At 39.7% G+C, this 25,743-nt stretch carries 25 protein-coding genes, 1 riboswitch and 1 other annotated feature; of the genes, 7 read left to right on the top strand and 18 right to left on the bottom strand.

Annotated elements, in window-relative coordinates; all coding sequences use genetic code 11:
* Positions 1–174: 174 nt before the first annotated feature.
* Positions 175–621, bottom strand: a complete 447-nt coding sequence (locus tag LXM54_RS19170; protein ID WP_233316850.1) for a hypothetical protein — start codon at positions 619–621, stop codon at positions 175–177.
* Positions 622–1,033: 412 nt separating this feature from the next.
* Here LXM54_RS19170 and LXM54_RS19165 point away from each other — a divergent pair, with 412 nt between their 5' ends.
* Positions 1,034–1,723, top strand: a complete 690-nt coding sequence (locus tag LXM54_RS19165; RefSeq protein ID WP_442780513.1) for a metal-dependent hydrolase — start codon at positions 1,034–1,036, stop codon at positions 1,721–1,723.
* A gap of 39 nt (positions 1,724–1,762) precedes the next feature.
* Here the strand turns inward: LXM54_RS19165 and trhO are convergent, their stop codons facing one another.
* Both trhO and LXM54_RS19155 read right to left on the bottom strand, forming a co-directional pair.
* Positions 1,763–2,743 (bottom strand): oxygen-dependent tRNA uridine(34) hydroxylase TrhO, encoded by a 981-nt coding sequence (gene trhO / locus LXM54_RS19160; protein WP_233316848.1) that lies wholly within the window; start codon positions 2,741–2,743, stop codon positions 1,763–1,765.
* 202 nt (positions 2,744–2,945) lie between these two features.
* Positions 2,946–3,884, bottom strand: a complete 939-nt coding sequence (locus LXM54_RS19155) for a DMT family transporter (RefSeq protein ID WP_233316847.1) — start codon at positions 3,882–3,884, stop codon at positions 2,946–2,948.
* A gap of 198 nt (positions 3,885–4,082) precedes the next feature.
* Here LXM54_RS19155 and LXM54_RS19150 point away from each other — a divergent pair, with 198 nt between their 5' ends.
* Positions 4,083–4,553, top strand: a complete 471-nt coding sequence (locus tag LXM54_RS19150; protein ID WP_233316846.1) for an Lrp/AsnC family transcriptional regulator — start codon at positions 4,083–4,085, stop codon at positions 4,551–4,553.
* Between the two features lie 102 nt (positions 4,554–4,655).
* Here the strand turns inward: LXM54_RS19150 and LXM54_RS19145 are convergent, their stop codons facing one another.
* From LXM54_RS19145 to LXM54_RS19135, 3 genes are all read right to left on the bottom strand, one after another.
* Positions 4,656–4,901 (bottom strand): hypothetical protein, encoded by a 246-nt coding sequence (locus tag LXM54_RS19145; RefSeq protein ID WP_233316845.1) that lies wholly within the window; start codon positions 4,899–4,901, stop codon positions 4,656–4,658.
* Positions 4,902–4,905: 4 nt separating this feature from the next.
* Positions 4,906–6,246 (bottom strand): PTS sugar transporter subunit IIC, encoded by a 1,341-nt coding sequence (locus LXM54_RS19140; RefSeq protein WP_233316844.1) that lies wholly within the window; start codon positions 6,244–6,246, stop codon positions 4,906–4,908.
* Positions 6,247–6,376: 130 nt separating this feature from the next.
* Positions 6,377–6,676: a PTS sugar transporter subunit IIB gene (locus tag LXM54_RS19135; RefSeq protein WP_233316843.1), complete on the bottom strand. Its 300-nt coding sequence runs from the start codon at positions 6,674–6,676 to the stop codon at positions 6,377–6,379.
* Positions 6,677–6,903: 227 nt separating this feature from the next.
* Between LXM54_RS19135 and LXM54_RS19130 the strand changes: the two genes are divergently transcribed.
* On the top strand, positions 6,904–7,641 hold the full coding sequence (locus LXM54_RS19130) for a MurR/RpiR family transcriptional regulator (RefSeq protein ID WP_233316934.1): 738 nt from the start codon (positions 6,904–6,906) through the stop codon (positions 7,639–7,641).
* A 45-nt stretch (positions 7,642–7,686) separates the two neighbouring features.
* On the opposite strand, the gene LXM54_RS19125 is transcribed toward LXM54_RS19130, so the two are convergent.
* From LXM54_RS19125 to LXM54_RS19115, 3 genes are all read right to left on the bottom strand, one after another.
* Positions 7,687–8,712: a DUF3231 family protein gene (locus LXM54_RS19125; RefSeq protein ID WP_233316842.1), complete on the bottom strand. Its 1,026-nt coding sequence runs from the start codon at positions 8,710–8,712 to the stop codon at positions 7,687–7,689.
* A gap of 111 nt (positions 8,713–8,823) precedes the next feature.
* On the bottom strand, positions 8,824–9,360 hold the full coding sequence (locus LXM54_RS19120; protein WP_233316841.1) for a GrpB family protein: 537 nt from the start codon (positions 9,358–9,360) through the stop codon (positions 8,824–8,826).
* Positions 9,361–9,382: 22 nt separating this feature from the next.
* Entirely contained in the window at positions 9,383–9,922 is a 540-nt protein-coding gene (locus tag LXM54_RS19115; RefSeq protein WP_233316840.1) for a recombinase family protein, read from the bottom strand.
* A 152-nt stretch (positions 9,923–10,074) separates the two neighbouring features.
* On the opposite strand from LXM54_RS19115, the gene LXM54_RS19110 reads away from it, so the two are divergent.
* A complete protein-coding gene (locus LXM54_RS19110) occupies positions 10,075–11,538 on the top strand; it encodes a SulP family inorganic anion transporter (protein ID WP_233316839.1) in 1,464 nt (487 codons plus the stop codon).
* Positions 11,539–11,572: 34 nt separating this feature from the next.
* Here the strand turns inward: LXM54_RS19110 and LXM54_RS19105 are convergent, their stop codons facing one another.
* Entirely contained in the window at positions 11,573–12,454 is an 882-nt protein-coding gene (locus LXM54_RS19105) for an SMP-30/gluconolactonase/LRE family protein (protein ID WP_233316838.1), read from the bottom strand.
* Positions 12,455–12,602: 148 nt separating this feature from the next.
* On the opposite strand from LXM54_RS19105, the gene LXM54_RS19100 reads away from it, so the two are divergent.
* The 3 genes from LXM54_RS19100 to LXM54_RS19090 all read left to right on the top strand — a co-directional run bounded on the left by LXM54_RS19100 (position 12,603) and on the right by LXM54_RS19090 (position 19,305).
* Positions 12,603–14,495, top strand: a complete 1,893-nt coding sequence (locus tag LXM54_RS19100) for a terpene cyclase/mutase family protein (RefSeq protein ID WP_396953817.1) — start codon at positions 12,603–12,605, stop codon at positions 14,493–14,495.
* Between the two features lie 86 nt (positions 14,496–14,581).
* Positions 14,582–14,827 (top strand) — a binding site (T-box leader).
* 83 nt (positions 14,828–14,910) lie between these two features.
* Positions 14,911–18,000 (top strand): isoleucine--tRNA ligase, encoded by a 3,090-nt coding sequence (gene ileS, locus LXM54_RS19095; RefSeq protein ID WP_442780512.1) that lies wholly within the window; start codon positions 14,911–14,913, stop codon positions 17,998–18,000.
* Between the two features lie 123 nt (positions 18,001–18,123).
* Positions 18,124–19,305 carry a DHH family phosphoesterase gene (locus LXM54_RS19090; RefSeq protein WP_233316835.1) on the top strand — a complete coding sequence of 394 codons (1,182 nt, stop codon included), beginning with the start codon at positions 18,124–18,126 and terminating at the stop codon, positions 19,303–19,305.
* 69 nt (positions 19,306–19,374) lie between these two features.
* On the opposite strand, the gene LXM54_RS19085 is transcribed toward LXM54_RS19090, so the two are convergent.
* From LXM54_RS19085 to LXM54_RS19050, 8 genes are all read right to left on the bottom strand, one after another.
* Positions 19,375–19,980: an NAD(P)-dependent oxidoreductase gene (locus LXM54_RS19085; RefSeq protein ID WP_233316834.1), complete on the bottom strand. Its 606-nt coding sequence runs from the start codon at positions 19,978–19,980 to the stop codon at positions 19,375–19,377.
* Positions 19,961–20,719, bottom strand: coding sequence for a sirohydrochlorin chelatase (locus LXM54_RS19080; protein ID WP_233316833.1), 759 nt, complete (start codon positions 20,717–20,719; stop codon positions 19,961–19,963). The genes LXM54_RS19085 and LXM54_RS19080 overlap by 20 nt, the downstream gene beginning before the upstream one ends.
* On the bottom strand, positions 20,719–21,492 hold the full coding sequence (gene cobA, locus LXM54_RS19075) for a uroporphyrinogen-III C-methyltransferase (RefSeq protein WP_233316832.1): 774 nt from the start codon (positions 21,490–21,492) through the stop codon (positions 20,719–20,721). The genes LXM54_RS19080 and cobA overlap by 1 nt, the downstream gene beginning before the upstream one ends.
* 111 nt (positions 21,493–21,603) lie before the next feature.
* Positions 21,604–22,215, bottom strand: coding sequence for an adenylyl-sulfate kinase (gene cysC, locus LXM54_RS19070; protein WP_233316831.1), 612 nt, complete (start codon positions 22,213–22,215; stop codon positions 21,604–21,606).
* A 17-nt stretch (positions 22,216–22,232) separates the two neighbouring features.
* Positions 22,233–23,381, bottom strand: coding sequence for a sulfate adenylyltransferase (gene sat / locus LXM54_RS19065; protein WP_233316830.1), 1,149 nt, complete (start codon positions 23,379–23,381; stop codon positions 22,233–22,235).
* Between the two features lie 78 nt (positions 23,382–23,459).
* Positions 23,460–24,536 (bottom strand): inorganic phosphate transporter, encoded by a 1,077-nt coding sequence (locus LXM54_RS19060; protein WP_396953819.1) that lies wholly within the window; start codon positions 24,534–24,536, stop codon positions 23,460–23,462.
* 18 nt (positions 24,537–24,554) lie between these two features.
* Complete coding sequence (locus LXM54_RS19055) at positions 24,555–25,271, bottom strand: phosphoadenylyl-sulfate reductase (protein WP_233316829.1); 717 nt, start codon at positions 25,269–25,271, stop codon at positions 24,555–24,557.
* Positions 25,272–25,371: 100 nt separating this feature from the next.
* Positions 25,372–25,521: a YezD family protein gene (locus LXM54_RS19050; protein WP_233316828.1), complete on the bottom strand. Its 150-nt coding sequence runs from the start codon at positions 25,519–25,521 to the stop codon at positions 25,372–25,374.
* 93 nt (positions 25,522–25,614) lie between these two features.
* Positions 25,615–25,728: riboswitch (SAM riboswitch) on the bottom strand.
* Between the last annotated feature and the right edge of the window lie 15 nt (positions 25,729–25,743).

The raw sequence follows: 25,743 nt of genomic DNA, 5'->3' as shown, positions 1-25,743 counted from the left end.
ACCTCCTGAAAGGAACGTATGTTCTGTTTTTAGTGTAAAAAAAGGGACTAACTCGCATTAGCCACTTTCTTATTATAACATATCCTTCCATGAACGAATTTCATCAATCTTTCCTCCTCTATATAATAAAGAAAGATTTCTTGAAAAAATAACAACCTATTTATAAAAATTTTATTAGAGGACTGGTTTAAATTGTAATTCAATTGTAAATTGTACATTATTCTTATCCTCTTCTACATTAGTGATAATCCAGTTTTTTGCTATATTTTTCGATAAAGTCTGGTAGTCTTCACGTGATAGCATAAATACTCCAAGCACTTCTCCCTTATCCTTAAAATCTTTGCCCTCAGCCAAACCAAATTTAAACAGCAAGTATCTTTTTAATGTCCCTTTTGTTAAAAATGCAATTTCATAATTGCCTCTAAGCAGCTGTTCCACTTTTTCCTTTTTATCATGAAAATAAGAGAAAAGCGTTTCCCAATCTGGAAGTCCCTTGCCAAACTCTCGAAAGAAATCAATATTCCCCTTATTTAGAGCCTCAAGTATTTCCTCATTGCTGTATCCTCTGCTTTTGACCTGTTCAATCATTAATGCGTAATTTAAAGCCACCTTCTCCGCCATTTCCCGAATCCCCCTTATTCTGAAAAATAGTTATATTCTAATTTTTCCACTACACTAATTATAAAATATTCTTGTCAGGAGTTGAAATGATAGTGTTTAAACACTTTATTTCTTTTAGCCTTGCATTGAATACCCGATTGGTCAGCCAACAAGAAGCTACCCATTATGTAGAAAAAAATTTGTTCACATACAAATCTGCCAAGAACATGATTTTCTTAAGAAACAGATACGTTAATTATTTAGTGCATCAATTTCCTCAGATTAACGGCTTATTATAATATATTCCTGACAAAAGAAAAACAGTCTAGCTGCTAACAAGCATATTGCTTGGCAAAATCGGCTAAACTATTCTAATCTAAGTAGTGAAAATCAAAGCGTCATTATTGGAAAGAAAAAAAAGGGAGATGGTATGATGAAGATTACCTATCACGGACAATCAACTATTGTAATTGAAGCAAATGGAAAATCACTTATTATTGATCCTTTCATCAGTGGAAACCCAGCAGCTAAAGTGAAAGTGGATGATATTAAGGTTGATGCTGTGCTATTAACACATGCTCATGGAGATCATATTCTAGATGCAGCACCAATCTCCAAAGCAAATAATGCACCAATTGTTGCTATACCTGAATTGGCTGCATACATGTCCTGGCAAGGCGCCGAGACAATCGGAATGAATATTGGCGGCACATTAGATTTACAGTTTGCCAAAGCGAAGATGACACATGCATTTCACAGCTCTGGTATCATTGATGAAGAAAACAAAAATATTCTTTATGGCGGCATGCCTGCTGGATTCGTCATTGAGGCAGAAGGAAAAACGATTCTTCATGCTGGTGACACAGGCCTTTTTGGAGACATGAAGATTATTGGCGACAGACATGATATCGATATCGCATTCCTCCCAATTGGCGATCACTATACAATGGGACCTGAAGATGCTGTGCTGGCTGCAGAATGGTATAAGGCGGATTTAATCATACCTATCCATTACAATACTTTCCCAGCTATCGAACAAGATGGAGATGCCTTCGTAAAGGCGCTAAAAGACCGCGGTATTAAAGGCAAAGTCCTTCAGATTGGTGAAAGCATCGAATTGTAAAATACAAAAAGAGGATGTCCTTAAGACATCCTCTTTTCATTAAGCTAAATTGCCAGCATGGTTTGCTTCCCACTCAGCAATTTCTTTCACTCTTGCTTCCACTTGTTCTGGTGTAAGGTCATGTGCTTTTACATAAAGGTTTCTTGAATGTGTACGGCACTCATGACTGCAGCTCTTCATGAACTTCTCTTCATTTTCAGGTGAGCAAAGAATTTTTCTGTTGCATTCTGGGTTTGCACAGTTCACATAACGCTCACATGGTTCACCAGTAAAGTAGTCTTTACCTACTACTACATTCTCGACTCTGTTAACTGGAACACTAATTCGTTGGTCGAATACATAGCATTGGCCATCCCAAAGCTTACCTTGCACCTCTGGATCTTTACCGTATGTTACGATACCACCGTCAAGCTGTGATACATCATCAAAGCCTTCGCGCTTAAGCCAGCCTGAGAATTTCTCACAACGCACGCCGCCTGTGCAATAAGTCAGGATTTTCTTTCCTTCTAGCATTTCACGGTTGTCTTGAATCCATTGAGGTAATTCCCGGAATGTTTCAATTTCAGGTTTAATTGCTCCTCTGAAATGACCTAAGTCAAACTCATAGTCATTGCGGGCATCAATAATTACGGCATTAGGATCCTGCATTTGTTCCAGCCACTCAGCTGGTTTTAGATGGTTTCCAGTTAACTCCAACGGATTAACATCATCTTCAAGACTTAAGTTTACCAATTCTTTTTTATGACGCACATGCATTTTCTTGAAAGCATGTCCCTCTTCTTCGTCTATTTTAAAGACAGTGTCTGCAAAACGAGGGTCTTTTCTCATTGCCTCGATATACTTATCAGTCTGTTCAACTGTACCAGATACCGTACCATTAATTCCTTCTGATGATACAAGAATACGTCCCAACAAACCTAGCTCCTTACAAAAAGCTAAATGTTCGCTAGTGAATTCTTCTGGGTTCTCAATAGTTGCATATTTATAGTAAAGAAGTACTCTATATGGTTTTTCGCTCATTATTTCAACATCCTGTTCTATACAAATTTATTAACATATATTTAACTATACAATAAAAGTGAAAACAGTAAAAACTCATTGCTCACTTGCTAAATCCACTATGAAGAATTTTAGAACAAACAAAAGGAGACTCCAATTATGAAATCCCCTCTTGCTTATGTGTACTTATTATTATAGTAAATTTCAACTAAAATAGAAAGGGCTACTTTTTTCCATGGACGAAATTTGTCGATTTCTCTTCATTAATTACTATCGCACTCTTTTTTAAAGTAAGCTGTGGAGGCTTTTTAAGCTTCGTAAAAAGAATACAGCCCAGGATAACGACAAGGCTTCCTATAACCTGCATCCAGCTCCATTTCTCATGCAAAAATACAGACGCCAGCACAGCCGTAAAGATTGGGTTGAAATTAAGGAACAGCCCTGCTTCTGTAGCACCGAGTTTTTGTACGCCGATATTCCAAAGCACCATACAAATGACTGTTGAAACAACACCGGTATAAAGGATGGATACCATGAAGGAAACATTGAATTCTGTGATTGAAAAATCAGCTGCATTAAATGGCAAGAGCAGAACAACACCGATTGCTCCAGAAAAAAAGGTGGCCATCAGCGGTGATGTTTTTTGCATTGCCCACCTGCTGCACACAGAGTAAAGCCCCCAAATGCATACCGCTCCCATCATATATAAATCTCCTTTGTTAAAGCGTAAATCTAATAACTGACTTAAAGAACCCTCTGTTAGTACAACAAGAACTCCAGAGAAGGACAAAAGCATGGCAGCCATTTGCCAGCTATTGATTTTTTCCTTCAATAAAAGAAAGGAAAACAGCGCAATGGATATTGTATTTAATGTTGAGATTAAACCTACATTGCTGGCTGAAGTATATTCTAATGCCTGAAATTGCAATAGATTAAAAGCAGCTACTCCTGTCAGACCCATAAGGAATAAAGGCAGCAATGCAGCTTTTGGCGGAATCAATCTTTGTTCTCGTTTCCAAATAATCGGCAACAGACAGATAACAGCAAGCGCCCACCTTAAGCTTGTCAGTGTTGCAGGCGAAGCATGCCCAACAAGAAATTTGCCTAAAACAAAATTCCCTCCAAATAAAAAGCTTGTGATCAACAGAAACACATACGGCATACAAACAACTCCTTCAAGCACAAAGTTAGAAATTTCTTGTTAATATCGTATCACCGTACCTTTTAAAACGATATAAAATTCTGTATAATGCAATAAATACAAAACTTTCATATTTATTTTGTGATTTTACCGAATTTTATAAAGAAGTGTACTGATTTTTGCAGCAGAATCAGAATAAAAGAAAGGCAGGTTACATTTATGGAATCCATTGTTCATAAAGTGCTTGATTCGGTTGATATTACTTTATTAGATTTATTGCAAAAAAACGCCGCTATTTCCAACGCCGAGCTTGCTAAACTCGTTAATTTATCTCCTCCAGCCACACATGCCCGCATTAAGCGACTTGAAAAGGAGGGATTTATCGAGAGGCATGTGGCAATCTTGAATCATAAAAAATTAGGGTTTGATTTGTTATGCTATATTTTCATTTCGACTAATATCCACCAAGAGGAAGCTATTGCAGAGCTTGAAGGTGTGTTAAGCAGTATGGAGGAAATATTGGAATGTCATTGTTTAACAGGAGAGTACGACTATTTGTTGAAGGTTGCCAATAAAGATACAGGTGGATTAGAGAGCTTTATCAAGAAGCTGAATAAACTTGGCATCTCCAAAATAAATACCAGCCTTGCCCTAAGAGAAATAAAATCCTCTACGGTCCTGCCGATTTGATAAAGCTTCAGAGACACTCTGTGCCTTTAGTTGTTTAATGAAGCAAATATTGTTATAAAAAAAGAAACCTCTATTATAAATAGAGGTTTCTTTGCTTATTTATTAAAAGGGTTCATCTATTGCCTTAACTGTAAAATGGAGGGCGCATCCATATTTGGACTGCTTAAAAACATTCTCTAAATGCTTCTTTGTTTCATGGATTGGCAGCAATGTATGCACCTTGACGTCAGCCTTTATTCTGCTTGATTGCTCCACATATGTGGACACCCTGCTGTCTTGGTAGCCCTCAAAAAAATCCTTTATAAATTTAATCTGCCCACAGTAGAACTCAATTGTATATTCGTTCATTTTCTTACGCGGACTTCTCCGAATCGCTAGAGACATTGTTATCAGCAGCTGCTTTGTTTGCTGCCATTACAAATGGAATATAAATAAGTGTTGAGACAGCCAGGCAAACAAAGCCGATAACTAATGCAAGCCAGTTTCCTCCTGTGCCTAAGAATGCGATCAGCGGACCTGGAGTCGTCCATGGCACAGAGTACGCAATTGGCGGAATTAAGCCAGTCACAATAGCAGCATAGCCTATGATAATGTTCACGGCAGGAACCAATATGAATGGCAAAATCAAAATCGGGTTTAACACGACCGGTAAACCGAAAATGACAGGTTCATTAATATTGAATAATCCTGGAGCAATCGATAGCTTGCCGATATCTCGGTAATCCTTCCGTTTAGCGACGATAAATATCGCAATCAATAAACCTAATGTCATCCCTGAACCACCATAGTTAGCAAAGGCATCATTTATTGCCCAAGTAACAGGATATGGTGCTCCCCATGCCGAACCATGTTCTGCCACATAGTTCAAGTTCTCTAGACCTGCTTCTGCAAACATAGCCTCACGAATAGCAGCAATCGTGTTTGGACCATGAATCCCAAATACCCATAAAAGGTTAGAGACAATTGCCAAAATAACAAGTGAGAAAATATTAGTGCCCAAATGCTTTAGCGGTGTTTGAATTACTGCATAAATGAACTCATGCAGGCCTTTCGGATAAAAGGCATTGATGATAGCGTTCCCAACTGCGAACACTACAGTAATAATAATGATCGGGAACAGCACCTTAAAGGACCTGGCAACAGCAGGCGGGACAGATGCTGGCATATTAATCTGCAATTTCTTTGACTTGGAAAGCACACTGAAAAACTCACCGACAATCAAACCAACTATAATGGCAACGAAAAGACCTTGGGCCCCTACCCACTGTGTAGTCAGGAAGTTAGTTCCTTCAACAGCCGTATATGGCGGATAAATAATAAAGAATGTAGATAATGCCGTCAAGCCGCTCAGCAGTTCATCTGCTTTAAGCGAAATTGCCATATTCCTTGCCACTAGAAAGACGATAAACATAGAAAGAATATTCGTCGATCCATTTAGGACAGGGGAAAAGACTGCTTGTAAATCTGCTAAGCCAGGGAACAGCTTGTGAAGAAACAGTATTTTTGCAATAAACCCATCTGGCGCCAATACAGCGAAATTGAGCAAAACGATAAGTGAACCAGCTAACGTAATCGGAAATGATAAAATGAATGCATCGCGAATTGCTACAATATGTCGCTGTGAGTTCAGTTTAGAGGCAACTGGCACCAAAGCCTTCTCAGCAAATTTTTCAAAATTAGCCATAAAACCCATAAGTTACTCCCCCTATTAATATATAATTCTTCCACCCTTTAGATGAAGAATTTGTTTGATTAGGCAATGGGTGTAAATTCATGCTGTACAGGAGGTCTTGCCTGATCTTTTTCTCTTTGTAAGCTGCTGATTACAGCAGCTCAAGTGCTCTTTCTAAAACGGCTTTCCCATTCATCGTTCCATATGCTCGCATGTCAATTACCTCGACGGGAACTCTGCCTGCGATAATGGATTCCACCTGCGGTTTCTGGTATCTTACCTGCGGGCCAAGCAGCACCACATCAACCTGATCTGCTACGCTTTGGCATTCTGAAACAGGCAATGCAAATATCTCGATACTTACCCCTTTTTCCTCTGCTGCATCCTTCATTTTATTGACTAAGAGACTTGTAGACATCCCTGCTGCACAAACTAATAACAGTTTTTTCATTATGAACCCCTCCAGATATTTTTTCTTTAACCTATCTAGGTTTTGTTAACTCCTCCTTAAATTGTATTGTATACGCTTTCATTTATTAATCAATATAATTTAGATACTTAGATTTTTGTTTCAATTTGTGGAAATTGTTTCAATTATGGCACATGTTGTTTTATATTTATATTGTGGATTGAAATCATTGCTGGAATAAAAACAGATCCTATTAGGAGGAGATTAACCTGTTTACAAAAGAAATGGTCCATACATTCAATGAATTGGAAATGATTCTTTATAACTTCATTACGAAAAACAGCGATAAAGTCATTTATATGCGGATTAGAGAGCTGTCCGATCAAACCCATGTATCCACTTCCAGCATCTTGCGTTTCTGCAGGAAGCTTAACTGTGATGGCTTCTCAGAATTTAAAGTAAAGCTCAAGCTATATTTGGACAGAAATGAACAAGAAAATCTGAAGTCTACTCAATACTATCTCTCCGAGTTTTTAGAACGAACGCTAAAAGGAAATCTTGAGTCCGATATTCAAAAAATGGCAGAACTCGTGTTGCGGACTGATAAGATTATTTTTGTAGGTACAGGAAGTTCAGGCATTTTAGCCGAATATGGTGCAAGGTATTTTTCCAGTCTTGGAAAATTCTCCTCCTTTATTAAAGATCCATTTTATCCAATAAACAGCAAGGATTTAAAAAACAGTACATCCATTATTCTTTCCGTTTCTGGGGAAACTGACTTCACTCTTAACTTGGCAAATCAACTGAAAGTAGAAGGTTCCAATATTGTCAGTATTACTAATAGTAAAAACTGCCAGCTTGCCAGGATATCAGATATAAATATTGCCTATTATGTGACAGAAGTATTTCTCGGGGATTCGAATATTACATCCCAGATGCCGGTTATGTACATATTAGAAGAAAGCGCTCACATTATTCAAAAAAATTTAAAGAAACCTGCGCCTTAATATGATAAAAGACAGAGCTTTTTGTATAGCTCTGTCTTCTATCCTTCATCTCTGTTCTGATTTTTTGTTTTTAATGAGGTTTTCACGATCAGCTGTTGCTGGAGGCTGCTCCAGCCAAGCGTTTTTAATCATGATATTAGCTCCTGCTTTTGCATACTGTGCTATTTCAAAGGAAAGCCGCTCATAATTAACGGCAAGATCGCTCCTTTGGCTGGCGCCAGCTGCTGCTGCATAGTTACCGATTCCAGAAGCACTTAGTAGAGACATATGAAACATCATTAACTTATCAGAAAATGTCTTGTTTGTGGACTCCGTAATCCCAATATCGGAAGACATAGGACTCTGTATATTCCCCTCAATTAACGTATCAGCAAAGATTTTCACATGTTTTTGCGAGATATCCTTTCCTCGCATCATATAATCCTGAACATCTTTGTCATTAGATGTTTGTCCGAATGCAAGGCTGATTTTATAACCGATATTATTCGTTTGGGTATTCAGAAACAAATGTGAAATCTCAATGGCATTCAAAGGGCGTTTTTTATGAAAAAGATTCAAACCGCTTAAGTAGCTGTTACTGTCAATATAATCATTTTCTGAAGGCGGGATTATGTAAGGTGAGCGAACCAGCATCCCTTTTTCCTTTAATGCATTATTCGTTTGGTTATAAAGCTTGGCAGTTTCGCTTAAGGTTGTTGTAAAGTGCTGGATGATATCTTCCCGAAAACTCATTGCAGTGAATCCGCTGTATGCAAGCATACCTGCTTTTGCCATATGATTAATATATTGAAGGGAGAAAGTGTCCGTAAACAAAGCAGGAGCTGCTAAATTCACATCTTTGTCTGTAAACCCATACGGCTGTGCAAAATTTTCTTCCTGAAAGATTTGTTCAAGCTTCTCTACCTCCTTGACAGAGATAACAAGTGCTTTGTCTATCGCATCTGCAATCGTTTGATCGGTTATGGAGTTACTCATATGGCTAAGCACACACTTGGACATGGTGTTATTCATATAAGAAGTCCATAACGAAGCAATCTCTGTTGAAGTAAGCTCAATATTCTGTTCTGGCATGATGGTCCTCCCACGAATGTTGATATTCCTTATATTCTCCTTTTTATTTGTTTTTATCAGCAATTGTCAGATAAATACTTGTGAGGAATTTGTGCCTAACGAATAAAATTGTTACTGGAAATGGAGGTTTGATTTTCTGAGGTTTGCCCATTTTAAAGCCTTTTGTTCCAAAGATGCTGCAGCATCATGTTTGCCGTTTATATATGCCTGTATATCAGCAGGATATTTTTGGGAGAGTTTTTCTTTTAAATCACCGTACTTCTCGGCTTCCTCCTTGTTAGCACGCAAAAAATCCCTAAATGCTAGATGACGGAAAATCTCTGGACTGCCAGCTTCATAAATATGAACATGATGTGTCCTTTCATCGCCGCCTTTTTGAAAATATCGCCTGCCAGAAATTCCGTTTTCTCCCTTTGCTTCATAGCCGATTTCAATCATTTTCCCATTATAGCTGTCAATATTATGTATATTTATTACAATGGGCATAATGTCAATGATTGGTTTAGCCTTCATACCTCGTATGCTTGTGCTCCCTATATGGTGGATTTCCAGCAACTCTGCTTCAAATATATGCTGAAGAAGTTTTTTCTCTGTTTCAAATAAAACACGCCACTCATTGCTGTATGGGCACACTTCCACTTTCCTCATACATCAAGCTCCCTTCTTCGCACTAATTTTCTAGATAGCGGTATAGAGTTGATTTACTTATGCCTGTAGATTCTTTTATTTCCTTTAGACTATATTTTTTGCTTTGATACATTTTTATGGCCTTTTTTACATTTTCATCTGCTTTTCTTGGCCGTCCTGTGGAGATGCCTTTTTGTTTTGCATATTCCATTCCTTTTTTTGTCCGTTCACTGATAATTTCATTTTGAAATTCCACTAAATAGCCGACCATTTTCCTTAGGGAGTATTCCTTCTTTGCTTCTGTGTCAATTTCCTCATATATTGCTTGCAGGTAGACACCTTTTTGTTCTAGTATTTCCAGCAGCTCAAATAGATGCCTGCTAGAATCAGCTAGCGTAAATAATCTGGATACAACAATCTTGTCCCCTTCATTTATTTGCTCCAGCATCTGAGTAAGCACCGCTCTTTTTTTAGCAGATGAATGCTCCTCCCGGACTATACTACCGCAGATGTCCTTAAGCATTTGCTCCTGCTGCTGACAATCTTCATCTTCCTGAGATGGCCTCATATAACCTATTATCATCTTTTTCGCTCCCTTGTCATTTCTGCTACTAACCATTATAGATAGGAAAATGAGTTTTGTAAAAAACTTCCCAATATATATTCCCTTTTGGGAATAATTCTGTTACACTTCTCCTTATTGAACTACTGCGATAAAAAATTGAGGTGAACATTTTGATAGAAAAAATAAAACGAGAGTGGTTCTTCAATGTACGAGCTGATATTCTTTCAGGCATCGTCGTTGCGTTGGCCCTTATTCCTGAGGCAATCGCTTTCTCGATTATTGCAGGAGTCGACCCGATGGTAGGGTTGTATGCTTCCTTCTGTATTGCAATCATCATCTCCTTTGCAGGCGGTAGACCTGCGATGATTTCCGCAGCAACAGGGGCAATGGCATTGCTGATGGGACCGCTAGTAAGGGATTACGGTCTGCAGTACCTCTTTGCTGCAACTATTTTGACAGGAGTATTTCAGGTGCTTTTTGGAGTATTTAAAATTGCTAAGCTGATGAAATTCATTCCGAGAGCGGTTATGATTGGATTTGTTAATTCCCTTGCCATCCTAATTTTTATGGCACAAGTTCCTCATTTTATTGGGATCTCTAATATGACTTATCTTTTTGTCGGCATAACATTATTAATCGTTTATATATTGCCTCGATATGTCAAGGCAGTGCCGGCACCGTTAATTGCAATCATCGTTTTGACAGCAGTAGCAATTTTTGGTCATATCCATGTTGAAACAGTTGGCGATTTAGGAAATATTACGCAAACCTTGCCGTCCTTCTTGATTCCCGATGTACCATTTTCATTTGAAACTTTAGCTATTATTTTTCCATTCAGTATTGCTATGGCGATTGTAGGTTTACTAGAATCACTTCTTACTGCAAGCATTCTAGATGATGCAACAGATACAGACAGCGATAAGAACAGAGAAGCTAGAGGACAAGGAATTGCCAATTTTATCACTGGCTTTTTTGGCGGTATGGCTGGCTGCGCTATGATTGGACAGTCTGGAATCAACGTAAGATCAGGAGGCAGGGGCAGACTTTCGACCTTTGTTGCTGGTGCATTTTTAATGTTCTTGATTATTGTGCTGGGAGATCTAGTTGTCCAAATACCAATGCCTGTACTTGTTGGCATTATGATTATGGTCTGCATCGGTACATTTGACTGGTCTTCCTTTAAATATGTAGTAAGAGCTCCTCGAACAGACGCAATTGTTATGGTTGTTACAGTAGTTATAGTCGTTGCAACACATGACTTGTCAAAAGGAGTAATTGCAGGTGTTATCTTGAGCGCGGTGTTCTTTGCTGCAAAAATATCTCATCTGAAAATAAACAAAGAGCAAACAGAAAATGAGTATAAATATTTTGTGCAAGGACAATTATTTTTTGCTTCTGTTGACAGCTTTATTGCAGCATTCGATACATCTGAGCAGAACAAGCAAATTTCCATTGATTTCTCTTCAGCTCGTGTTTGGGATGATTCTGCTGTAGGAGCAATTGATAAAGTAGTCCTTAAACTTAAAGAAAATAATAATACAGTCAGCATTAGCGGCCTTGATTCGGCCAGTAAGAAACTCGTCGATAAGCTGGCCATTTTCCAAAACCCTGATGCTAATCCTTCAGGTCATTAAAAAGATTCATGGCAATTGCCATGAATCTTTTTCATTATCCGCCGTAATAATTACCAGGCAGACCTTTTATGTCCATTTTGCATGTGAAAAGTGCCCCTGACAGCGGGTATTTTTCCAACTCCTCTGAAGTCATTCCTTCTTGCGCTGTTGTAATATAAAGCTCATTTAATTCTTCTCCTCCAAATACACAGGAGGTAACGTTTTGGGCTGGCACTTTAATTTCATCTATTTTTTCGCCACTATGAGGATTCCACCTTGATACACGCGCGCCACCCCAATGAGCAATCCACAGCATCCCCTCTTCATCTATTGTCATACCATCAGGAAACCCTTCTTCATTTGAAAAATCAATAATAGCCACGCTATTGTCAATATTGCCTGAATGAACTTCATAATCGAATCGGTATACCTTTTGCACAGGGGTATCAATCAAGTATAGGTACTTGTTATCCAATGACCAAGCCAATCCATTAGATGTGCTTAACTTATCAAGCTTTTTTGTAATCGTGCCATCCTTATCCAAACAATATAACGCGCCTTGCTCCATCTCGTCCTTTGTGCTCATCGTACCTGCCCAAAATCGACCTTGTGCGTCACATTTTCCATCATTAAACCTGTTATTAGACAAATGCTCTTCTGGATCAAAAATCGGTTGAATCTCACCGTTTGTAAGATCGACATAATGAAAGCCATTTTCCAAAGCAGCTATTGCTCCCTTTCCGCTGTTCACCGGAATGACAGCACTGACCTTCTCAGGAAGCTCTAATTCCTTATTTTCATTGTCAGCTGGATTATACATGCAGATTTTTTTGTTATTAATATCAACCCAATAAAGCACATTTTCCTTTTGATCCCAAAACGGTCCCTCTCCTAAGGCAGCATTTGCATCTACTGCAAGCTTTAAATGATGTACCATACAATTCCCTACTTTCTAACTTCGTATTTTCTTTTCCTATACCTCGATTCCTTTGTCTAGAAACTGCTTTCATCTATTCTTTTTGCCTTTGTATTCACGATACTGGGGATGAGATGCATACCTTATGTATAGATAATCAAGATTTGAGGTGATTAACTTGAAAATAGCAGATATTGAAAACGAAAAAAAACACAGAATTGATGAGTTTGTAAAGCTACAGCATAGCGACGGGTCTTTCCGCTTTCGCTTTCAAGGCAGTTTAATGACAGATGCTTTCTTTATCATTACATGCAGAGCGTTGGAAATTAGTACGGAGGAAGATAATATTAAGCTTCTTGCCACATCCTTAAAAAATTCCCAGCATAAAGAAGGCTATTGGAAAGCATACATAGATGCACCGAATGGGCATTTATCTGCGACAATCATTGCGTATACGGCCCTTTTATACTCTGGTTACGCTAAGCAGACAGACGACAATATGATAAAGGCAAAGTCCTTTATTGTTCAAAACGGAGGGATTTCCAAAGCCCATTTTATGATTAGATGGATGCTCTCTGCCAACGGACTGTATCCATGGTCCCGAATGGTTTATGTTCCAATGACCTTTTTACTTTTGCCTTCCTACCAGCCTGTTAATTTCTTTCAGTTCAGTGCCTATGCTCGCATTCATTTCATCCCTATGCTGCTTGCATCCAATAAAAAATTTGCCGTCCACACTAAAAACAAGCCTGATTTAAGCGACCTGTACGGAAGAAGCGAGGAAATGTTCAACCCGATTGCTCATTTGGAGGCTGAAAGATCACCACTGTCATTTGTTTGGAAAGAAATAAAACAAATTGGAAGATGGCCTGCTTACCTCCATCAGCTCGGATATTATTATGCGGAAAAATATATACTTGATCGGCTTGAAGAGGATGGTACACTTTACAGCTATGCAAGTGCAACTTTTTTTATGATTTACGGCCTGCTTTCCATTGGCTATCGCAAGGATTCGCCGGTTATTAAAAAGGCAATATCAGGATTATCCTCCCTGATTGACAAAAAAGGAGAAAACGCCCACTTGGAAAACTCAACAAGCACCGTCTGGGACACAGCATTAACAAGCTACAGTCTCCAAGAAGCAGGCTGCTTGCCTGACAGTCCTGTTATTAGGAAGTCTATTAACTATCTCCTTAAAAAACAGCATACAGCAGCGGGAGACTGGAAAGTCCATAATCCAGATACAACGCCTGGAGGCTGGGGCTTTTCAGATATTAATACAAACAATCCAGACAATGACGATACATCGGCCGCTTTGCGAGCTTTAACTAGAACAGCTCTTCTAAATACGAACGTTCATAGCTCTTGGCAGCGCGGAACTAACTATCTCCTTTCCATGCAAAACAGCGATGGAGGCTGGGGTGCATTTGAAAAAAACACTGATTGGGAGATTCTTCAGCATGTTCCTATTGAGAATGCAAAGGACGCTGCTGTTGACCCGTCTACACCAGATTTGACGGGCAGAGTACTTGAATATTTAGGTCGTTTTGCCAAACTTCAACAGAAACACCCTCATATTAAGTCAGCTGCGCGATGGCTAATAGACAATCAAGAAAAAGATGGTTCTTGGTATGGCCGCTGGGGTGTCTGTTATATATATGGAACATGGGCTGCTATCACTGGTTTAAGGGCAACCGGAACAGCAGCAAGCGACCAGAGCATAAAGAAAGGCATCAAATGGCTGAAAACTATTCAAAGAGAGGATGGAGGTTGGGGTGAATCTTGTCATAGCTGCGAAAAGCGCCATTATATCCCTCTTCCCTTTAGTACAGATTCCCAGACAGCATGGGCACTTGACGCGTTAATTGCTGCAGGAGAGTGGAAAAGCAAGGCTGTAACAAAAGGGATAGAATTTCTCTTAAAGGGCATGAAGGATGAACGCAGCCTCACCTACCCTACAGGTATAGGTTTGCCTGGGCAATTCTATATTGATTATTATAGCTACAGCAAAATCTTCCCCCTGCTAGCCATTTCTCATTACTTGCAAGCAACTAAATCCTAAACCGCTCATATACTAAAATATCAAGAATCAATTACCTTGAATTAAGGTATAATAAGTGATATTATATACAAAACATTCCAGAAACTTATAAATCGATGAAGAGAACAAGTACGTCATGCATGAACTTATAAGCGAGCCGGAACTGGTGGAAGCCGGCAAGGGATTCTGACGGAAAAATCATCTCTGAGATGCAAGGCTGAATATTTAAAGTAAGCCTTGACGGGATTTCCCCCGTTAAAAAGGAACGCGTATGATAGTACGTTGACTAAGCGCTGACTGCTTTTTGCAGCAGAATTTGGGTGGTAACGCGGGTATATACACTCGTCCCTATTTATAGGGACGAGTGTTTTTTGTTTACTCCGACTCTGTCATGTTCCGGTATTTTCTGGTAACTATTAAATCCAAGGAGGATTTTATCATGAAAAATAGCCAGCAAGAAACACAAGCAGAAAGAGAAAAAAGAATCCTTGCTCTTTGGGAGCACAATCATATTTTTGAAAAATCAGTTGAGGCAAGAAAAAATCAGGAATCCTTTGTTTTCTACGAGGGACCGCCTACTGCAAATGGCTTACCCCATGTTGGCCATGCTCTTGGGCGCACAATCAAAGACATCATAGCACGTTACCAGACAATGGCAGGCAAGCAGGTAATCCGAAAGGCTGGCTGGGACACGCACGGTCTGCCTGTAGAGCTTGGTGTGGAAAAAGAGCTTGGCATATCCGGAAAGCAGGCCATTGAAGAATATGGAGTAGAGGCATTTATTCAAAAATGCAAGGCGAGCGTCTTCTCCTATGAAAAGCAATGGAGAGACTTTACAAAGGAACTAGGATACTGGGTCGACATGGAGAACCCTTATATGACAATGAGCAATGAGTATATTGAATCGGTATGGCACATACTCGGAACCATCCATGAAAAAGGCCTGCTTTATAAAGGTCACAGAGTTTCCCCTTACTGCCCGAGCTGTCAGACATCATTAAGCTCTCATGAGGTCGCGCAAGGCTATAAAGATGTAAAGGACTTGAGCGCAACTGTAAGGTTTAAACTAAAGAATAAGGACAATGAGTTTATCCTCGGCTGGACGACAACACCTTGGACACTGCCTGCAAACGTTGCTCTTGCAGTGAATGAAAAGTTAGACTACGTTCGAATACAGACTGGAGACGAAGTATATATCGTAGCAAAGGATTTGGCTCCTACATTAATGTCTCCTGACAGCGTCCTCTTAGAGACAGTGAAGGGGTCTGCATTGCTCGGTCTCAGTTACGAACCGCCATTCTCCTTTATCAAAGTCGCAAAAGGCCATTATGTTGTTCATGGCGACTTTGTGACTGCAGACAGCGGAACTGGCATTGTTCATATTGCTCCAGCATATGGGGAGGACGATTATCGTCTTGTACAAGAAAATAACCTTTCCTTTGTTCAAGTCGTGGATGAACAGGGCAAATATACAGAAGCGGTCACACCTTTGACAGGCAGATTCGTTAAGGATTGTGATGTCGACATCATCAAGCTCCTTCATGAGAAAGGGCTATTGTTCCATAAAGAAAGATACGAACATTCTTACCCGCACTGCTGGCGTTGTGATTCTTCCCTGCTTTATTATGCACTAGAGAGCTGGTTCATCCGAACAACAGCTGTCAAGGAGGCAATGCTACTTAATAACCAGCAGGTAAACTGGCATCCAGACACTATCAAGGACGGGCGTTTCGGGAAATTTCTTGAGGGAATGGTAGATTGGAATATAAGCCGGAGCCGCTATTGGGGTACACCTTTAAATGTATGGGAATGTCCTTCCTGTAACCATCAGGAGGCTCCCAAATCAATAGCAGAATTAGCAGCATTAACCGGCAGCAATCTTGCTGAGCTTGAGCTTCATAAACCATATGTCGATGAGGTGACATTCCCTTGTCCTTCCTGCAGCACAATGATGGTGCGCACACCTGAAGTAATCGATGTCTGGTTCGATAGCGGGTCTATGCCATTCGCCCAATATCATACCCCTTTTGAGAATGAGGAGTTATGGCAAAGGCAATTCCCAGCCGATGTGATAGTTGAGGGAATTGACCAGACAAGAGGCTGGTTCTACTCCTTATTGGCTGTCTCCACTCTTTATAAAGGCGAGCTGCCGTATAAGAATGTACTGGCGACTGGCCACGTTCTTGATGAGGCAGGACAAAAAATGTCAAAAAGCAAAGGCAACGCCCTTGACCCAGTAGAGCTGATCCACAAGTTTGGCGCCGATTCGCTAAGATGGGCATTGATAGAGGACAGCGCACCTTGGAACCAGAAGCGATTTTCTGTCAAAAATGTACAGGAAGCTAAGTCAAAGCTAGTCGATACTCTAACAAGTCTTCATCATTTCTACAAAATGTATGCTGATATCGATGGATTTGATCCGAATTCAACGCCAGCTAGTCTTTCCTTAACCTTGATGGATAAATGGGCTCTTTCCCGGCTTGCTTCAACTGTCTCGCAAGTCCGCAAAGAAATGGAAAGCTTCCAGCTGACAAATGCAGCAAGACATATTGGCACTCTTTTAGAAGACGTAAGTAATTGGTATATCAGAAGAAACAGAGAACGGTTTTGGAGTGAAGGCATGTCTGAGGATAAAGCTTGTGCTTACCATACTCTTTACAGCCTGCTTGTTCATATCTCTAAGCTGCTCGCACCGTTCACACCTTTTACTGCTGAAGATATTCATTATAAGCTGACTGGAAAAAGCGTTCATTTAGAAGATTTCCCAGCTGGTGAAGAAGCGAACATCAACATAGAGCTTGAAAAGAAAATGAGCGGTGTAAGAGAAATTGTGGAACTGGGAAGAAACATACGGCATCAAAGCCAAATCAAGACGAAACAGCCGCTTGCCATGATGGCTATAGTCTCAAATGACACTCCGCCTTCGGCATTGCAATCTTTCAGCCAAATCATTAAAAGTGAGCTGAATGTAAAAACGGTAGACTGGACTGAGTCAAGTAAAGGCTATGTACAATACAGCCTCAAGCTCGACTTCAAAAATGCCGGCAAGCGTCTCGGTAAAAAGGCAAATCCCGTTCATAAAGCTCTCGGCCATCTCACAAAAGAAGAGATAGAACAGTTTCTTTACGATGGAAAGTTAACCATCACAGCAGACGAACAGCAGGTTGAACTCTTTAAAGAGGATGTGCTTGTCCAGAAAACTGCATCTATGTCAGGCTACAGCGAGGCGTCAAACAGGAACTTTACTGTTATAATAGATACTAGCATCACAGACGAATTAGCAAAAGAAGGATTAGTAAGGGATTTTATCCGCTCTGTTCAAGACTTGAGAAAACAAAAGAATTTGCCTGTCGAGCAGCGGATTACTTTGAAGCTTGGCGGATCAAAAGAATTTATTTCCTTGGCACAGGAGTATGAGAATCTGATTAATAAAGGTGTCCTTTTAAATAGCATTCGTTACACAGTGTCAGAAAGCATGACTGAATTGCGTATAGGCAGCTACCAGGTTTTTGTTGCTTTTGAATAAGTCCATAAGAGTCAGACCTAAGTACATATTACCTTAGGTCTTTCTCGTTTATATGTCCTTTTCAAAAGAAACATGTTCTATTTTTTCCATATTAGATTATACTATTGGGCAGGGGTGAAAAAAATGTATAAATTATTGTCGCATAATGACCTTGATGGGGTCGGCTGTGGAATCATCGCAAAGCTTGCCTTTGGAGAAGATGTGGAAATCCGCTATAATTCTGTTTCCAGCCTGAATCTTGAGGTAGAAAGATTCCTTGACCAAAAGCCTGAGGATACATTCCTTATCGTTACAGACCTTTCTGTAAGTGAAGAGAATGCTATCAGGCTGGATGATTACTATAAGAAGGGCGGCAAGGTCCAACTGATAGATCATCATAAAACAGCCTTACATTTAAATGATTTTGAATGGGGACATGTAGTAGTAGAAGATGAAGAAGGAATTTCCACCTGTGCTACTTCATTATTATATGAGTACCTTGTTAAAAACGGGCATCTCACTCCCTCTGACAGTGTGCTTGAGTTTGTAGAGCTTGTCAGACAGTACGATACATGGGATTGGGAAAAGAATGAAAACTTTGATGCCCAAAAGCTGAATGCACTTTTCTATTTAATATCATTTGACGAATTTGTAGAAAAAATGGTTGCGCGTCTTGAGAATAACAACCACTTCTTCTTTGATGAAGTAGAGCAGCAAATTCTTGATTTGGAAGAGAAAAAAATTGAACGATATATTCGCCGCAAACGGCGGGAGCTTGTTCAAACACAAATCGACGGTCTTTATGCAGGTGTTGTTTATGCCGAATCATATCACTCAGAACTAGGCAATGAGCTAGGCAAAGAATACCCGCATCTCGATTATATAGCAATCCTTAATATTGGCGGCAAGAGGGTCGGTTTCCGAACCATTCATGACCACGTCGATGTCTCCAAAGTTGCCGGTACATATGGTGGAGGCGGACATGTGAAAGCGTCTGGCTGCACAATGACGAGTGAAGCATATAAAAACTTCGTAACAGATACATTCCCGCTTGAAGCATTAAGGGAAGATCCTAAAAAGAATGAATATAATAAGAAGAATTCTCCATTAGGCACACTTTATGAGAATAAACATGATGATATATTTTATCTATATCCGACTGGCAAGCAGCAATGGGTTATCAACAAAAAGAAAACAAAGCTGCCTGAAACTTTTTCTTCCTTCCAAGAAGGAGAAAACTTTTTAAAGAGAAATCACGGAGCCTGGATGTGTAAGGACGACAAGTACGTTCGGTATGTGATGGAATATGTAAAAACAAAAAATTAAGACGAATGCCTGCTGTCTGGAAAGATCAGCAGGCATTTTTTCTCACAAAAAAACCTCTAACATTCCTCGTTAGAAGTTTTGGAGCAGCTTATAAAAATCATCTCTCAATTGTGGAGATTGCTTGTATTTATTGTCCGTTATCTCCTCTAACAAGCCCTTCTTATCAACAGAATTTAGATTAGCTCTTTTAATCATTTCCCGGGCATTAAATAAAAAATCGAAATAATCCTCCAAACCATCAGGGTATTCCTGTGCCCATTCATCCTTGATTTTTCTTGCGAGGATTGGGCTTGCACCCATTGTCGACACACTTAAGATAAGCCTGCCTCTTTGCAAACTTGCCGGTATATGACAGTTTCCATTATCAGCAGAGCTAGCATTATTAACTAGCATACGGTGCTTCAGCCTGTTCGCTAATCTTTGGTTTGCTTTATCGTCATTCGTTGCTGTAACTACAAAAAAAGCATCCTTACAATCACTTTCTGCTGCTTTTTTTCTAACTGCAGCGATTGCTCCCGCTTGCTCGAGCTCCTCAAGCTCAGGACATAGTACAGGACTAATAACTGTAATGTTTGCACCTTCTGCAATTAGTGCTTTTACTTTCCTTAAGGCAACCTTGCCTCCACCTGCAACGATACATTTCTTATTCTGCATATTAACCATTAATGGGAACATACAGTTTAGCCCCAGCTGCTTCATCAATTCGATCCTTCAGAATACTAGCAATAGCAGGCTGGTATCCTAAGTAGTTGCAAAGCTCATAGTTTTTATTTGAATTTGATAATCCGTTGATTGTCTTGCGCATCGTGTTCATCAGTATACCTGTAAACAGCAAATATGGAATGACGATGATATTTTCGTACTGAGAGTTGCTTGCAGCCTGAAGGGCAGCTTCAAAGCTAGGAGATGCTGCTGTCAAATAACAGTCCTCCACTTTAACACCGTCCAGCGACCGCTCTACCAAGTCACTAATTTCCCGTAAATCCCGCTTTACATCCGGATCACTACTGCCCCTGCCAACAAGCAGAACAAGTGACTTGTTTTTAACATACAATTCAGACTGTTTAATTTTAGCTATGACAATCTCTGCCATCTTCTCATGTACACCAATCGGGCGTCCATAATGTAATGCTACGTCTGGATATGCTTTAACGAGTTCGTCGAGGACTTCAGGAATATCAATCTTTGCATGAGCTGCTGTCAGCAACAAGACAGGAACAGCTATTATCGTTGTTGCGCCTTTTGCTACACATGTCTTAAAGCCTTCCTCAATGCTTGGCTCTGAGAGCTCTAAAAAGCAATACTCCTGAATGGGGTAATCATTCTCTTTCATGCATTCCTTTACAAAGGATATTGCCTGGTCACTCGCTTCCTTTACCCTGCTGCCATGGCATATATACAAAACTGCTTTCATTATAAAACCACTTCTTTCGCCAATGGATCTTCAAATGAGTTTTCAAACCATTTAATTTTTTCACGCATGCGGACAACCTCACCGATAATAATCATGCACGGATTTTCAATCTGCCCGTTTTGCGCATCCTCTACAGCTTTATCTAATGTTGTTACAATCGTTCGCTGGCTGCTCGTAGTTCCCCAATTAATCAAGGCAACAGGAGTATCCCCGCTTTTTTGATAGGAAAGCAGCTTCTCCCTGATATTCGGTAAGTTTTTAACTCCCATATAGATGGCAAGTGTATCTATATGGCATAATGCCTCCCACTTGATGCTGTCTTCTTCCCCATTCTTCATATGTCCTGTTACAAAAGCAAAGGATGAACCATAATCTCTGTGTGTAACGGGGATTCCTGCATAGCTCGGTGCAGCAATACCCGCAGTGATGCCTGGCACAATTTCAAACGGAATCTGATTTTTAGCCAATTCTTCTGCTTCTTCTCCGCCCCTGCCAAATACAAAAGGGTCTCCCCCTTTTAATCTTGTCACTATCTTTCCTCTTTTAGCATGCTTGACGAGCGTCTGATTAATCAATTCCTGTTTCATTACATGATGATGCGGCAGCTTTCCGCAATATACCAATTCTGCCTTCGGCTTTGCGTAATGCAGCAGCTCTTTGTTAACAAGTCGGTCATATACGATAACATCAGCATTTTTAATGCAATTCAGCCCTTTAACAGTAATTAAATCAGGATCTCCAGGCCCTGCTCCTACCAAATAAACTTTCCCCACATCTTTCACCTTCCTCTGTTGCTGCATAATCCTAAGCTTTGGCATATTAACAGAAAGGAATTATAGGATTCTCTCAAAACTAGAGACACTATAATTCCTTTCTTTCTATATTTATATATTTCTATAATAGCCTTTTTCTTTCAAAAATTGAACAATTTGCTCCACACATTCTTCAATGGAATTTTTTTCCGAGTCAATCACAATCTCCGGATTAACCGGCTCTTCATAAGGAGAGCTGATTCCTGTGAAGTCCTTGATGATTCCTTGCCTTGCCTTCTCATAAAGACCTTTAGGATCTCTAGCTTCACAAGCTTCCAATGAACATTTCACATATACTTCAACAAACTCATTGCCCTCCAGCAATTCTCTGACTCCTTCTCGATCATTGCGGAACGGAGAGATAAAGGCAGTCAGCACCACTTGCCCACTGTCTACAAACAGCTTGCTGACTTCGCCAATTCTGCGAATGTTTTCCTTCCTGTCTTCTTCAGAGAAGCCAAGATCTTTATTGATTCCGAAACGGATATTATCACCATCCAGCACATATGTGAGCGTATCATCTTGGAACAGCCTCTCTGCAACTGCGTTAGCTACAGATGATTTCCCTGAACCGGAAAGACCAGTAAACCACAATACATAGCTGTGATGTTTATTTTTCTCTCTTCTGCGTTCTTTTGAAACAGTTTGTTCATGCCATGTGATATTTGTACTTTTGCCGCTCATTTACTTTTCCCCCTGTATTATGAATGGATCTCTTGGTTTTTCAAGCCTTTTATCAGCACTTCCACTACTTCTTTGCGGCTGAACGTGCTTGGCGGAATTTCACCATTTCTTAGAAGCTCGCGCACCTTTGTTCCAGATAAGATTTCATGATATTCCTTGTCATGAGGGCAAGTTTTTGTAGACGCCATGTTTTCACACTTTTTGCAATAGAAGCTGTGTTCAAAGAACAACAGATTAATACCAAGTTCTTCTGATTCAAATTGATCAAAAATCCTTTGCGCATCATATGTGCCATAATAATTGCCCACACCTGCATGATCTCGTCCCACAATAAAGTGTGTGCAGCCGTAGTTTTTCCTTACAAGTGCATGGAATACTGCTTCTCTCGGTCCAGCATAACGCATTGCAGCAGGGAAAACAGCAAGATATACACGGTCTTCTGGGTAATAGTTTTTCAATAGTACTTGGTAGCTTTCCATTCGTACATCTGCAGGAATGTCATCTGATTTTGTTTCACCAACAAGCGGGTTCAAGAATAATCCATCCACTGTTTCTAAAGCCGTCTTCTGAATATATTCATGAGCACGGTGCACAGGGTTTCTAGTTTGGAAACCGACAACAGTCTTCCAGCCCTTCTCTTGGAACACTTCTCTAGTATCTTTAGGATCTAGGTAGAAACTTTCAAATTTAGTTCTTTTTAATTTTTTCAGCAGTTTAATAGAACCACCAATATACACATTTCCTCTTTCAAAAACCTTCTTTACTCCAGGATGAGCCAAATCTGCAGTGCGGTAAACAGCTTCTGCTTCTTTTTCTTTATTTGGTTTAAATTTATCTTCAACAGTAAGCACACCATACACATCACCGTCATGTACAAGCTTCACTATGTCATTCACTTCTAATTTGTCTGCTTGCTCTTGTGATACAGGAAGTGTAATTGGAATACTCCAAATTTGCCCTGAAGCAAGCCTCATGTTCTCTACAACAGATTCATAGTCTTTCTGTGTCAAAAACCCAGTTAGTGGGCTGAAAGCTCCATTTCCGATTAATTCTAAATCACTTAGCGCAACGCCATCAATTTCAAGCTCTTGTGTAATGCCGCTCACATCATAATTTGGTTCCCATAAATTAATTAGTGTTCCTCCATGAGGTTTGCTTAATGCCATAATCTTTGCACCTATCCTTCCTAATTTAACATCTAGTTATATTATTATTTATATTTAATAGAAACGGATTTGCATATATCAAATGCCGCCTCCGTCCTCATATATAGAGCGATTATCTTCTTTGATTGATTTCACGAGGCTTAAGATGCCTAATGTGGCGATACATACACTCGACAGCACAATGACATTGTAGAAATCATTTTTAACAAATAGTTGTACAAGACAGTAGGAAATAACAAGAGACAAGACTGGTGAAACAATCCATACCTTTATAATTCGATGAATCATCTGCTTTTTGAAAAGTCCTACACCATTCTTCGCAACACCGATGCCAATAATCGCTGTGCTTGTTACTTGAGTCAACGGCACAGGAAGTCCGAAAATGGAAGCAATTGTAACTAAGGTTGCTCCGATACCAGAAATAATTCCGCCTTCCAGCTTGCTGAATTGGACGATTTTCTTCCCATTTGTCTGCAATACCCTTCCACCCAGCAAAATAGCTCCAATACTGATAGCCAAACCGCCTATTAATATTCCGCTGCTCATCGAGATGAGATTGGCTCCAACCATCGGACCAACAGCATTAGCTACATTATTCATTCCTGCCGAAAAGGCTTCAAAAAAACCAACAACAATTACGAAAACGGATAAGTAACGCTGTGATTTGCTCGCTTTCAGCCAAGTGTACTTCCTCTCAGCTCGCATGATTAGCTTCCCTGCTGCCAAAGCAATTCCAAAGGAAACGAAGGGAATAAAAATCCAAAAGAATACAATCCATAAAATATGTCCAATAAAAAGGCTTTTATATGCTACGCCAACACCAACAACGCTGCCAACAGTGATTTCGCTAGTTGATAACGGAATCCCCATTAAATTTGCGATAAACAGGGAAATGGCGGCAGATGACAGAATAATTAACACGATTTTTGCATTAAGCAAGCTGCTTGGAATGAGATCTTCCCCTATCGTTTTAACTACTTCACTGCCTCCTAAAAAGGCCCCTAAAAAAATCGCAACACCGCATAAAAGGAGGGCATGCCTTTTGCTTGGAATCGCACCTGAACCATAGGCAACGCCAAGGCTTGCCGCAGCACCACTTGCGCCTATGTTCATGGCAAAGAATAAAGACATTATGCCTGCAAGAATTATCATCATCATTTAGTTTCCTTTAAGTTATTGTAAATGTAGCCCGCATTCTGTTTTTCCTTTGCCAGACCATCTTCCAGAGCGCATATCTTCCATTGTGAAAGCAGGCTGTGTGCATGTTCTGCAGCCAATACTCGGATAGCCGTTATCATGAAGGACATTATAGTCAAGCTGATTCTTGTGTGCGTATCTCCAAACATCCTTCCAAGTCCAGTGAATAAGCGGGCATACTTTAATACTTTTGAATTTATTGTCTAGATTGATATATTCCGTATTCGCCCTTGCTCCGCCCTGTTCTCTTCTTAATCCAGATATCCAAGCAGTTGAACCTGAAAGAACAGAATTTAATGGAATAACTTTTCTAATTTCACAGCACTTATTTGGATTAGATGTCCATAGCTCATCCCCATACTGTTCTGCTTGCTCTGCCAATGTTAATTCTGGTTTTTTCATTTCAATTTGCAGTAGCGGATATTTTTTTTTCACTTTTTCTATCAATTCATATGTTTCTTTAAAATGCACATCTGTATCTAAAAAGACGATTTTGGCGTCTTCCTTCACTTTTGAAATTAAGTCGATAAGTACAATTCCTTCTATACCAAAGCTGCAGGCATATACAATTTCCTCTTCATATGTCTCATATGCCCATTCCAGTACTTCCAAAGCTCCTTTTGTTTCTGTGTCGCTCGGGAATGCTGGCAATGTATAACGATCAAGATTTTCATAAGTTAATAGTTCACTCAAGTTGCCTACTCCTCTCCAGATAAATTGCTTTACATGCAAAAAAGACAGCTTTAACACAATTCCTGTGTTAAAACTGCCTCTAGTTTCTCTAGTCAGCAATTTATTTTCCAAGTCTAATCTTTTCGCTTTTTTCGATTTGAATGACTTTTCCATCCTGAACAATTAAGGTAATGGAGCCAAATTTCATATTTTTCAACATTTCTTCCAACTGATCTTTTATTTTGTCCAGTTGATTTGTTTTTTCCCCCATTAACAAATCCCTCCTACAAACAAAAAACTGTTACCGATGATCATAGCAATAAAAAAATCTTCCCAATTCGGAAAGACACAAGGTAATATAACTACCTTATCTTTCAAAATGGAGACCATTTTGTTGGATTTAGCACCTTGCTCTTGGTTACAAATGCAGGTTGCTGGACATCATAGGGCCAATTCCCTCTGTCGCTCTGGATAAGCAATGTTTTTTCTAAAT

The organism is Bacillus sp. Au-Bac7 (genome assembly GCF_021341655.1).
Taxonomy (GTDB): Bacteria; Bacillota; Bacilli; order Bacillales; family Cytobacillaceae; genus Niallia.
Note: the sequence above shows the minus strand (reverse complement) of the source record. Positions and strands in the feature narration are given on the sequence as shown.